At 58.4% G+C, this 11,729-nt stretch carries 9 protein-coding genes; 4 read left to right on the top strand and 5 right to left on the bottom strand.

All coding sequences use genetic code 11. The features are described from left to right. Window positions 1–11 precede the first annotated feature (11 nt). Entirely contained in the window at window positions 12–425 is a 414-nt protein-coding gene (locus tag P8K07_06610) for a hypothetical protein (GenBank protein MDG1958191.1), read from the bottom strand. A gap of 78 nt (window positions 426–503) precedes the next feature. Next, complete coding sequence (locus P8K07_06605; GenBank protein ID MDG1958190.1) at window positions 504–1,691, bottom strand: NAD(P)/FAD-dependent oxidoreductase; 1,188 nt, start codon at window positions 1,689–1,691, stop codon at window positions 504–506. 198 nt (window positions 1,692–1,889) lie between these two features. On the opposite strand from P8K07_06605, the gene P8K07_06600 reads away from it, so the two are divergent. The 3 genes from P8K07_06600 to P8K07_06590 all read left to right on the top strand — a co-directional run bounded on the left by P8K07_06600 (window position 1,890) and on the right by P8K07_06590 (window position 4,447). Continuing rightward, window positions 1,890–2,738 (top strand): hypothetical protein, encoded by an 849-nt coding sequence (locus P8K07_06600; GenBank protein ID MDG1958189.1) that lies wholly within the window; start codon window positions 1,890–1,892, stop codon window positions 2,736–2,738. A gap of 65 nt (window positions 2,739–2,803) precedes the next feature. After that, entirely contained in the window at window positions 2,804–3,760 is a 957-nt protein-coding gene (locus P8K07_06595; protein MDG1958188.1) for a glycosyltransferase family 2 protein, read from the top strand. Between the two features lie 12 nt (window positions 3,761–3,772). Then, window positions 3,773–4,447 (top strand): phosphatase PAP2 family protein, encoded by a 675-nt coding sequence (locus P8K07_06590; protein ID MDG1958187.1) that lies wholly within the window; start codon window positions 3,773–3,775, stop codon window positions 4,445–4,447. Here P8K07_06590 and P8K07_06585 read toward each other — a convergent pair. After that, window positions 4,372–5,985, bottom strand: a complete 1,614-nt coding sequence (locus P8K07_06585) for a glycosyltransferase family 39 protein (protein MDG1958186.1) — start codon at window positions 5,983–5,985, stop codon at window positions 4,372–4,374. The genes P8K07_06590 and P8K07_06585 overlap by 76 nt on opposite strands. Window positions 5,986–6,437: 452 nt before the next feature. On the opposite strand from P8K07_06585, the gene P8K07_06580 reads away from it, so the two are divergent. Beyond that, entirely contained in the window at window positions 6,438–7,997 is a 1,560-nt protein-coding gene (locus tag P8K07_06580) for an FMN-binding glutamate synthase family protein (protein MDG1958185.1), read from the top strand. An 85-nt stretch (window positions 7,998–8,082) separates the two neighbouring features. Here the strand turns inward: P8K07_06580 and P8K07_06575 are convergent, their stop codons facing one another. Further along, entirely contained in the window at window positions 8,083–9,345 is a 1,263-nt protein-coding gene (locus tag P8K07_06575) for an SGNH/GDSL hydrolase family protein (protein ID MDG1958184.1), read from the bottom strand. Window positions 9,346–9,625: 280 nt separating this feature from the next. Then, the gene (locus P8K07_06570) at window positions 9,626–11,719 is read right to left on the bottom strand and encodes an ATP-binding domain-containing protein (protein MDG1958183.1); all 2,094 of its coding nucleotides are present in this window, start codon (window positions 11,717–11,719) and stop codon (window positions 9,626–9,628) included. Between the last annotated feature and the right edge of the window lie 10 nt (window positions 11,720–11,729).

The following is an 11,729-nucleotide window of genomic DNA, read 5'->3' as shown; positions in this document are numbered from 1 at the left end:
CGAGCGCGTGCTCAGTCCTCGAGTCGGTCAAAATAGCGCATGACAAAAAGGCCGGTGCCCACGGAGCCTCCGAGGGCGAGGGTCAGATAGCCCACGATGAAGGCAATGGAGGGAAGGTTGTCGGCCGGTTGGAAAAACCAGAAAAGGGTCAGGTTCGTCGGCACGTAGAAGGCATAGGGTACGGCAATCCAGGCCACCCACTTTTTCATTTTCCAGAGACCAAAAGCGTAGGTCAGCAATAGCGCGGCAAAAGGCAGGCCGAGCAAAAGATTTGTGGCGGAATCGTGGAAACGATTGCCGAAAAAGACAAAGCCGCTGATCGGATTTCCCTGGGCAATTTGGAGGACCTTCGTGGCGTTCGAGATGGCGAGCGCGACGAAAAGAATCGACATGATTGTCAAAAATAAAGGTCTTTTGTTTGCCATGAGCTTCCCTATATTCGGATCAATGCATCGCTGATGCGGTTGGCAGCGACCTTCTGTTTGGCCCGACCTTATGGCGCGTTAGGCAACTTGTCCAGCCGCGTAGCCACTTGACCAGGCCCACTGGAAATTGAATCCCCCAAGGTGGCCGGTCACGTCGACAACTTCGCCGATAAAGTAGAGCCCGGGGTGCTCTCGGCATTCCATGGTTTTCGACGAGAGGGCCTGGGTCGAGACGCCGCCGCGGGTCACTTCCGCCGTGCGGAAGCCCTCGCTGCCGGCTGGTCGGCAACGCCAACGGTGGATTCGATCGATCAGTCGCTCGGTATGGTGGGCCGACAGGTGGGCGAGGGTGCCGTCATAACCGGACTCGCCGACAATCCATCCCGCCAGTCGCGCGGGCAGTTTGTTTTCCAGAAAGTTCAACAGGTGTTTGCGAGGTGTTTCTCGCCGACCCTGTTCCAGTTCGGCGGCGAGATCCTGCTCAGGAAGCAAATCAATCTCGACGCTATCCCCCGCGGACCAGTAGGAGGAAATCTGAAGAATGGCGGGCCCGGATAATCCGCGATGGGTAAACAGCATCCCTTCCTGAAATTGAGCTCGCCCGGCTGTGGCTTGGACCGGTAGCGAGATTCCGGACAACGTCGAGGTTTCCTGCAGCAGTTCGGGAGCAAGCGTCAGCGGGACGAGAGCGGCCTCCGGCTTGATCAGGGGAAGGCCGAACCTGCGGGCGATTTCATAGCCGAACCCGCTGGCCCCCATCTTCGGTATGGACGGACCTCCGGTGGCGATCACGGCGGATTCGCAACGCAGCGTTTGGTCAGCAAGCAGGATTTCGAAGTCCGTATCGGTGCGGCGGATATTCTGGACATCGGTATTGCACTGAATCTCCACATGGCCCGTTTCCTTGCAGGCCTCGAGGAGGAGATCGACAATCAGGGCTGCCCCCCCACGCTCTGTGCAGAATAATTGCCCCAACTTTTTCTCATGCCACGCGATACCGGCGGCATCGACCCGGTCAATGAAGTCCTGAGGCGTGAAACGTGCGAGGGCGGAGCGGCAAAAGTGTCGGTTGTCGGAAAGAAAGTCATCCGGCCCGCAATAGAGATTGGTAAAATTGCAGCGACCACCACCGGAAATACGAATTTTGGCCCCCGGCGCGGGGCCGCTTTCCAGGACCCGGACGTTTCGGCCACGGCGCCCGGCCTCGATCGCGCAGAGCAATCCGGCGGCGCCGGCGCCTAATATGATGACGTCGGGGTTGGCCACCCCTTGTTGGATAGCGCAAATGGTCGGCAAATTGGAGTTGGTGCCAGCGCGGCGGTCAGTCGCGGTTCTCGTTGAGCGCTCCCTCGCCGGTAGTTTCGCGGGATTTCTCGAGGAGCCGGCAAGTTTTCGTTTTTTTGGACGAATGTCTCGCGACAACGCTCGTAGTTTGTTGGCTGCATCCGTTAGAGTGGCGTCAGAATGAGTACCGACACCCCATCTCGGCAACCGTTGATTTTCTGGCACTGCGGGATGATGCGGACGGGAACGACTTATCTGCAATCTTCTGTATTCCCTTTTTTCGAGGGGCTCGAATATATCGGCAAGGATCAGTACGCGAACAGATTGCAGATTGTAGCGGCAAAGCGTGAAAAGCGATTTCTGGTTTCCTACGAAGTCTATCAAGGTGATCGTGGTGCGGAAGAAATTCGAAATTTCGCGCGGGCCTGGCCCGAGGCCCGTCCGATTCTGGTGCTTCGAAAGCAGGGCGATTGGTTGCGCTCCGAATACAAGCGACTTCTGAAAAACGGTGTTGTCCGACAATTCTCGGAGGTCTGGGACCCCTCGAACGCGGACGCCGTCTATCAGCCGTCCGATCTCTGCCTGGCCGATCGAATTGCTTGTCTCGAGAAATCCTTCACCAGCAAGCCGATCATCCTATTCTACGAGGATCTCCGACAGGACGGTCTCGCCTTCGTACAAGAGTTGGCCCGGATCACCGGAGCTGCATTTCCCGAAGAGACCGTGGGGTTGGCGCCCAAGCATGTTTCTTATAGCGATCGCGAACTGCGAGCATTTCGTGCCGTCACCAAGTTTATTACGTTGCGGCGTCGGGCGGCTTTCAAACCGGTCGTGGCTTTTCAGGTGCAGCGCCTCTTCCGCGACTTCGTGCGCTATCTGGTGCTCTACGGGTCTCGGATCTTGCCAATGGGCGAGGCTCCGCTGGTCCCCGAAGAAACACTGGGGGCCATCGACCGCTACTATCGGGTGGATTGGGAGCGTTGTTGTCGCGAGGCCTCGAATGAAGGCCGGGCGCAAAGTCGTGGTTGACCGCGGGTCCAAAGGGACTCGATCCCGAATGCTCATTTGCTAGACTCGACCCGAGGCCGCGAGACATGACCGAGAGCGTAGAACCCAAAATTTCCGTTGTTGTTCCGTTTTTTCAGGAAGAGGATGTGATCGCACCTTTTTTTGAGGAACTTCTCTCGGTTCTGGATGGACTGGAGTGTCCGTGCGAAGTAGTCGCGGTCGACGACGGATCCAAAGATGCCACCTTCGCTCGTTTGGCGGCGGTCCGCGAGGGAGATGCCCGGGTGCGGGTGGTTCGCTTTCGGCGCAACTTTGGGCAAGCCGCGGGAATAGCGGCCGGTTTTGAGCACGCCCGCGGCGAAATTGTCATCACTTTGGACGGCGATATGCAAAATGACCCGGCAGAGATCCCGCGGATGCTGGAGGTTCTGGAAGGGGGAGCGGATGTCGTTTCAGGTTGGCGACGCGAGCGGGAGGATTTGTTCGCTACCAGGATTCTGCCTTCGCGAATCGCCAACGGGATTATACGCCGGGTGACTGGTGTGAACCTTCACGATTTCGGCTGTGGGATCAAAGTTTACCGCGCCGAGATCACTCGCGGCATTCGTCTTTACGGCGAGATGCACCGTTTTCTGCCGGCACTCGCCGCCGACCTCGGTGCCGAAGTGGCAGAACTACCTGTCAATCATCGTGCACGCACGATTGGGGAATCGAAATATGGTCTGTCGCGCACTCTGCGCGTGGTTCTGGATCTTCTGACGGTGCGCTTTCTCTCCGGTTACGCGACCCGGCCGATCCACTTTTTCGGATTTCTGGGACTCCCCTCGTTTCTCGGCGGTCTTCTGATGCTGCTATGGCTCGGTTTCGAGCGCCTCTTTCTCGGGGTCGAGTTGGGGAACCGTCCCCTCGTTTTGCTCGCAATCTTTCTTTCGATCACCGGTCTTCAGTTTTTGACGTTTGGCTTGCTTGCCGAAATGATGGCGCGAACTTGGCACGAATCTCAGGACAAGACAGTTTATGTCGTCCGGGAAATCCTTGAGTAGAGCTGGGTTGAGGTGTTGCAGCGTCAGCATTTGCAGGATTACTTCCTGATCAATGGATGCTTTGTCCTGATATCGGTCATCGGATGGCTCTACTGGGGCGATCCGGATTTCCTCGGTGCGACGCAACGGTTTCTGAATCTTGGCGATTGGCGGCCGCTGGTACGCGCCTTTTCCAACTTTTCTCTCTATGGATTCTACGCGCTGTTCGTGGCAGCGTTTCTTCGGAGCTATCGGAGCTATCGGAGGTCGGACCTCCAGAGTCGTCGCGTCGTTCAGGCCTACCTGGTTGCCGAAATCCTGGGTGCCGGAATCATCGCCCGATCGCTGAAGATGGTACTCGGTCGCGCGCGGCCGGATGCCGGTCTTGGAGATTCGTTTTTCGGATTTGAGTGGAGTCCGCAATTCCACGCCTTTCCTTCGGGGCATACAGTGGATATCTGGATCTGCGCTTTTTTCGCCGGGATCCTGATCCCTCGTCGCTGGTTCTGGATCGGTTCGGGTCTTGTGGCTGTTCTGGTCAGCCTCAGCCGGATGAGCATGAACGTGCATTGGCCTTCGGATGTTCTCGCAGGCACGGTTCTTGGTGCCGGTGTTTCGCTGTTGGTCGCGCGTTATTGGTTAGGTTCCGACGGCGCGGTTCCGGTCGCGGGCGATTCAAGCGAGATGAGTGCGACACCACCGCTTTGAAACTGAATCCGATAGGGTCCGAATGCATCCACCTTGTTTTTCTTCGTGAAAACCCAATCTCCTTCTCGCGGCGGGCGTCTCGGAGTGATCTTCTCCCGGTAAATCGTGAAGCTCGGCATATTGATGCCCCACATCACGATCACCCCTGGGTATTTGCGGGCGAAGCTCGCTGCCTCGACAACCGGCCCTTGCTGCAGCCTTCCCGCGAGCGGCAAGGCTGCCTGAGTCATGACCAGCGTTTGGATCAGACCGAGCATGAGTAATGTATGCCAGGGCGCGATGTTCCTTCGGGTCAGGACAAAAATTGCCAACAGCGCGCCAGCCAAGGTCCAGACTCGGTAACCCGTTGATGCGAGGTCGCGAATGGGGGCCAGCATGGCGGCGGTATAGGGGTGTTTTGTGAAGTATGCCACGACTGCCACGATCTCGGGGAGGACGGGCAGGACCAGCAAAAGTGCTGCCGCCGGCCCGAGAAGCAGCCAGTGCCGCGCGAGAGGCGATCGAGCTTTAGCCATGAGGAGAAACAAGGGCACGCTTCCATAGAGAAGGTAGTGGGGCAGCTGGGTTGAGGAAAAGGAAAAGATCGCAAAGACGACACCGAACCAGATCCAGAGGAAGCGGTCGAGGGGCTGTGAACGCATGGCGCGTATGCGGCTGAAGGCGACAAGCAGCAATCCGGTGAAAGGCAGGTACATCCACAGGAGCATCGGCAGATAATAGAAGATCGTGCCCCCGTGGTTTTCCATGGTTTGCGTAAAGCGACCCACGTTATGCTTGAGGAAAAATCCGTCGATGAATGCTTGGCCCTGTGCTTGATATTCGAGCAGGTACCAAGGGCCTGCGATGCCGATCAGAATCAGCCACCCCCGCCAATGGACGGCGCCGCTCAACCATTCTCTCCATTGCCGAAAAGAAGCGTAGAATACGGCGCTGATGCCAAGCGGCAAGGCGATGGCCACCGGCCCTTTGGTCAGGAACCCGAGACCCATCCAGAGGAAGATTCGGTCGAGAATTCTTTTCTCGGGCCTCTCCCAGTAACGATAGATATCCAGCAGCGTGAGGGTCAGCCAGAGGTTGAGCAGGGCGTCAGCGGACGCGGTTCGTCCGATGATCCACACAATCAGGGAAAGGCTCATGATCAGAGCACTGGCGAGCCCGCCACCTGCAGGTAGCCTTGGCTTGGCGAAACGGTAGACGACCAGAACCCAAAGGGTGGCTGCGACCGCCGAGGGCAGACGATAGGCCCATTCGACGGAACCCCAACTCGCAACCGAAGCTGCCTGTAACCAATAAATCAGGATGGGTTTATCGAAACGAACGGCGCCGTTCAGGTAAGTGGTGATGAAATCCCCACGCTGCAACATCTCCCAGGTCGCGGCGCTGAAAGCACCCTCGTCGAGATCGAAGAGGGGGGCATTGCCGAGGCCTAGGAAGAAAGTGACGGCGAGCACGGGTAGAAGAATCCAGTCATTCTCCAGAAGGCCCGTCCACTTCTGTGGCGAGGGCATTCCTTGCGCAATGGGGTTCTCTTCATTCATGCCGAATCTTTCAAATCCACGACGTCCACGGAAATTTTCGGAGATTGCACTCAAGGGTCCGGGCGTATCCAACGGAAAAGCATATTGATCGGGACGTGGGAAGCCGGCCCGCCCGAACAGGTTGATCGTCCGCCTCCAGTTGCGCATAGGATGCCCCGGAACCATATCGAGTGGAAACAGCCCGAAAAGAGAGCTTGCGTCTTTTCTGTGAGCATAATTCTCCGTCATTCCGGCAATGGAACCGCCGCGCGACGCGCATCGGGATTCTGCGCTTGAGGAATATCACTCTTCCGGGTCCACATTCGCGGCTTTTCTGATAGGCAGAATCTTTACGGAAGGGTCGTTGTCTCGAGGGGCGGCGAATATTTGAGATCGGAGCTTTCTTGCCGATCCTGTCCGGAGGGAGTCGCGAGTTGATTCACAAATTACGCAGCTATGTTTTTCCTTTTATCCTGCTGTTGGTCATCGGCAGCGCCTTGTTGACGTATTATGTCTCCTTCGGATTCCTCTGGCCGTTGATTACCTTCGGCGCTTTGCTGTTGGTCTGCGCATACGATCTGACTCAAAAACGTCATAACATTTTGCGGAACTATCCCTTGCTCGGGCACCTTCGCTTTATTCTTGAAGACGTCGGACCCGAACTGCATCAGTATCTGGTCGAGAGCAATACGGATGGCAAGCCCTTCAATCGGGACGAGCGTTCCCTGATGTATGAGCGAGCCAAGAATCTTCCGGCCGAGAAACCTTTCGGCACCGAGCTGGACGTCTACAAGGAAGGCTATTCGTGGATTACGCAATCGTTGGCGCCGATACCGCCGGTGGCTGATCCCGCAAGGAACCTGAGAACTCTGGTCGGAGCGGAACGTTGCGCCCAACCCTACGACGCCTCTGTGTTCAACGTCTCTGCAATGAGTTTTGGTGCGCTCGGGGCACGAGCCGTGCGAGCCATGAACGCAGGAGCGCGCAAGGGAGGCTTCGCGCATAATACGGGCGAGGGTGGCCTGTCTTCGTATCATCGTCAGGAAGGTGGCGACATCATCTGGCAAATCGGTACCGGTTATTTCGGCTGTCGCAGCGATCAGGGAACCTTCGACAAGGAGATGTTTGCCGAGCAGGCATCTGTGGATCAGGTGAAGATGATCGAGATCAAGCTCTCTCAGGGTGCCAAGCCGGGGCACGGGGGCGTTCTCCCCGGGGCCAAGGTGACCAAGGAAATCTCCGAGGCCCGTCGGGTCCCACAAGGTGTTGAGTGCATATCACCACCCGGCCATAGCGCTTTTTCTTCGCCCATAGGTTTGCTGGAATTCGTGGCGCAATTACGTGAGCTCTCGGGGGGTAAGCCGGTCGGTTTCAAGTTGTGCGTTGGCGATCCGCGGCAGGTTTTCGCCTTGGGCAAGGCCATACACGAGACGGGGTTGCTGCCGGACTTCATTACCGTGGATGGCGGCGAGGGCGGCACCGGTGCTGCACCCATCGAATTCTCGGATCACCTCGGAGTCCCCCTGCGTGAGGGGCTTGTTCTTGTGCAAAATATGTTGGTCGGCGTCGGAGTGCGCGACCAGCTGAAGGTGGCTGCGAGTGGCAAGCGTATCAGCGGGTTCGAGATTGCAGGGGCGATGTCGATGGGTGCTGATTGGTGTAATTCGGCGCGCGGCTTCATGCTGTCGGTTGGATGCATTCAGGCGCAGCAGTGCCACACCAATGCCTGTCCGGTTGGCGTCGCCACGCAGGACAAGTTGCTGCAACGTGCGTTGAACGTCGAGGACAAGGCCGACCGTGTCTTCCACTTTCATCGGAATACAGTAGAGGCCCTGGCTGCGGTTACCGGGGCCGCGGGGCTGGAGCACCCGTCGGGCTTTACCCCGGACCATCTCTGGTGGCGGATGGCGATGAATGATGTTCGTCCGATGAGTCGGATGTATGATTTCTACGAAGCCGGCCAGCTCCTGGAGGGCAATGCCGGGCCAGTTTTGCAACGCTTCTGGGATTCGGCCGAAGCCGCACACTGGTAGTCTTTCCTTTTCAGGGTTGGCGCGTGGATCGGAGGCCGTCTCCCTTCGATAAGGTTGTCTGCCGGCCCGCATGCTTTGCCGATTTTCATGGAGTTTGTTTCTCGGGCGAATCCTTTTGGAGGAACTCGGCGGCGCGAACCGCACGTTTGGCGTGGCCGACTCCCTTGAAATGAAGCCCGTCGGATCCGAAATCGGATGAGGAAAATCCGGAATCAAAGTCGAGAATCTCGTGCGGCTCCCAATGGGCACGAATCGCCTCGTTGAATCGACTCCTTGCTCCCGATGGTTCCTTTTGGTCGAAGCGTGGCGGGAGGAGGGCGACGAAGGACTGTGCGCCGTTTTTCCGGGCCGTTGCGACGAGTGCCTCGAGCTGGTGGATGCGTACGCGAATATCCTCGTCCAGATGTCCGGGCCGCAGGTATGGCAGGTCGTTGCTTCCCAGAGCGAAGACAATGGCATCCGGTTTTTCCTCGAGAGCGTTCGCAAGAAGAGTCGCGCCCGACTGGTCTGGCCACAGGCTATCGATCCGGGCCCCGTTGGCTGAGTAGTTGGTGGTCGCAAACGCCGAGTTCAGGATCTCCTCGGCAACCCAATGGCACCAATTGGAGGGCCAGACGTTGGTGCTGCCGACAGTGTTGGAATCACCGATACAGGCCAATTCAAGCATGCCATCGCCATTGTTGTCCTCGAAGCGAAGTGTTTCGGGCTCGACGCGGTGCACGCGAAAGGAATCTTTCTCAGTGTCCAGACCGACCAACGCATAGTTGGCGTCTCCCGGGTGTTGCTCCCACAGCCGAGCCACTTTCCGAGGGGGGATTTGCGCTATTTGTGGAGGGGTCCGGAGCTTGTGGGCAATCCGTGCCTCGCTGCGCGGGGAGCCCGACTGAATTTTGGGCTTGGCGGGGTCCTGGATGTCGAGAAGAAAGGTGTGGTCGCCCCCAGTGTCAGCCTTGCTCAGAACGACAAGGAGTTCTCCGATCTGGTCCAGTTTCACGATTTTTCCCTCACCGGGCAGCGTGATGATTTTGCGCAGGGTGTCCGGCTCTCGTGTGCGCAGGAAGATTTCTCGCTGGGCGCTTTCGGTGGCGATGAAAGTTCCGGTGGCCGCAGGGTGGAGGGCACTGACGGTTTGACCAACTTCTGCCTGATCCACAATGCGGGGCAATTCGGGACGCGAAATATCGAAGACTACGTATTCCGCACCCGCATTATTTGTCAGACCCAGATAGGCATATGCTGCCGACACTTCCATGACACGAACTGGCGCCTGTATGGTCTCGGGATTCGGCTCGGGCGACGCTCTGGCAGGACGCGGCAGAAAAACCAAAATCAGCCCGAGCAGCAGCATTCCGGCTATCCGCCAATGGGTCCAGAGTAGCCTTTGGGATGGCCTCTCAAGACCGTTGATTGCGGCGGGCGAGCGGCTTGCTGATTGGGCCCGGCCTGAGTGGATTGGGTATCTCATGAAATGCGGGAATCTGCGTTGCCGATATCACGGCGCCAACCGGACCAGAAGAGTCGTTTTCATCTTGCCCGTGGTGCTCGATCTCCGAAAGTCGAGGTGATGCCCTCAGGGGTGAGGGGCAGAGCCCGGGCTTTGCTCCGATCGAAGGGGGTGGCCACCTGCCTCAGGAGGTTTCAAATGCGGCAATCAGTGGCGAGGGAGTTGCGGTGCTGACCACCCAAAGCTGATGAATCGCACGGGTCGAGGCTACATGCAGGGCACGCCGGGCGCGTGGTGTGTCCGGATAATGGGTCGCATTGACGTCGAGTAAAATGACGTAATCAAATTCGAGACCTTTGCAGGGTTCCAGCTCGGTGATCTCGATTCCGGGTGAGAAGGTGAAGTTGAAGTCGCGAATCAGACGAATTTTCGATACTTCCGCTCGCTCGAGGCCGGCATGATAGGCCGCGCTGATTTCCGGGGATGGGGTGATGAGCGCGACAGTCGCCATCGGCTCGCTGCTGCGCAGGGCATCGAGCGCCTCTGCAAGAAAAAAGACACAGGCGCCGGTATCGTCGAATCGGAAAAGCTCGACCGGTGGTCCCTGACGACTGCTGGGCGGGACCTCATCGTCTTCCCGAAGGTCGCCGAGTACGTCGAAGGCGAATTTTGTGACCTGAGCGGAGGAGCGGTAATTGATTTTCAGGGTCTCGACTTCCTGACCTTTGACACCCAAATGCTGCAGGAAGTCGGTCCAGGAAACGAATCCGCTGTTCTCGACGATATGTTGCTGGGTGTCGCCAGCCAGCGTGATGCTCCCACGTCGGTCGAGACACCCCAAAAGAACCTGCACCTCGAGCGGCGAGAAGTCCTGCACCTCGTCGACCGCGATGTGGCGCAGGCGGAGAGGGCGACGGCCCTTGGCGCGCAACGGACCGACGCGCAACTGCCAGCAGCGAAGCAACAAGGTGTCGTCCTCGGCATCGATCTCGGCGTCCTTGGATTCGCCGGAAAGGTAGTCCTGCAGCGCGCTGATATGGTCGCGGTTCCATCGGACAACTCGTTCGAGTTCGCTGTCGGAAAAGGCGTCGTTGCCGAATTCATCACGGATTTCGGTGAGCAGTTCCAGGTTGGTCAGAACGGTCGCCCAGTCGTCGATGGCCTGCTCGACCGTTGGTGCCGCCTCCGTTCGCTCGATATGTCTCTCGAGCGCTGCCCCCATGATCGGGTGCAGCTTCGCGCGGATGACCACGCCGGGGGTATCTTCGCGTTCTTTATCCGGGAATTGCGGAAAATGGCGCCTGCGCACGCCTCGCTCCCAGAAGCGATAGGTGGTGGGCCGCACCTCGTGCAACCCGAGCGACGGGAGTACGTGCCGCACGTAGCTTCGTAGCGCCTCGGAGAACATCACGATCAGGGTTTCGGGCCCGTCGATTCGCGGCTCGTCGTAGGCGAGAAAAGCGACACGATGCAGCGCAACCGTCGTCTTTCCCGAGCCGGCCGTCCCGCGAATGACAAGGAAGCCGCTCGATGGTCGGGTGATCAGTTCATATTGCTCGGGATCAATCAGCCCGGTGATCTCGGGGAGAAAACGGTCGCTGCGCCCGGCCGCACCGGGTGAAGCCGTTCCGAGTTGCGCCCCGGCAGTGTTGCTGCCGTGGGCGCGAATCGCGGCGGCTTCCCCGCCTGCCAGTCGAGGTGCTGCCTGATCGCGCTCCTGCCATTGCTCGGGCGCCGCGGGGTCGCTGAAGAAATCACCTTCCGGGGCCTGAATCCTTCGCAAGGCACCCTCCTGAATGCCGACCATCCGGCGGGTGACGATCTCGCCGATCCGCTCCCGGCCGGCGATCTCTTCGTCGTAATCCTCGCCCTGCCGATAGCTGTAGAAAAGACGCGCAATCGGTGCGTCTCGCCACGCAACAATGCGCAGCCCATGTTCCACACAGCTGGTTCGACCAATGCAGAGGTCCCACTCCTGGTCCTCCTCACGGAGACGGAGATGACCGAAATATGGTACGTCCGGGTTCAGAGCTTCGACTTCGCGCGCTGCTTTCATCTGGTCCAGGAGCGAAGACTGGTGATGCCACTGCTCCAGCAGGGCGGCTCGATCCTTGTCCTCCTCGCCGGAACTCAGAAGGGCACGAATACGATCAAGTTCTTCGAGAACTTTCTTTTCGCGGTCGTATGGACTGGTCGTGGCGCGGGCTTCGCGTGCATCGAGCCCCTCGCGGACGGTTGCCAAAAGCTCCAGCTCTTCTTTGATGATGGGGTTGTTCAAGGGAATCTTT

This window comes from Candidatus Binatia bacterium, assembly GCA_029248525.1.
In the GTDB taxonomy this organism is placed as follows: domain Bacteria; phylum Desulfobacterota; class Binatia; order UBA12015; family UBA12015; genus UBA12015.
The sequence above is the reverse complement of the archived record's forward strand: the minus strand, read 5'-3'. Positions and strand labels throughout refer to the sequence as shown.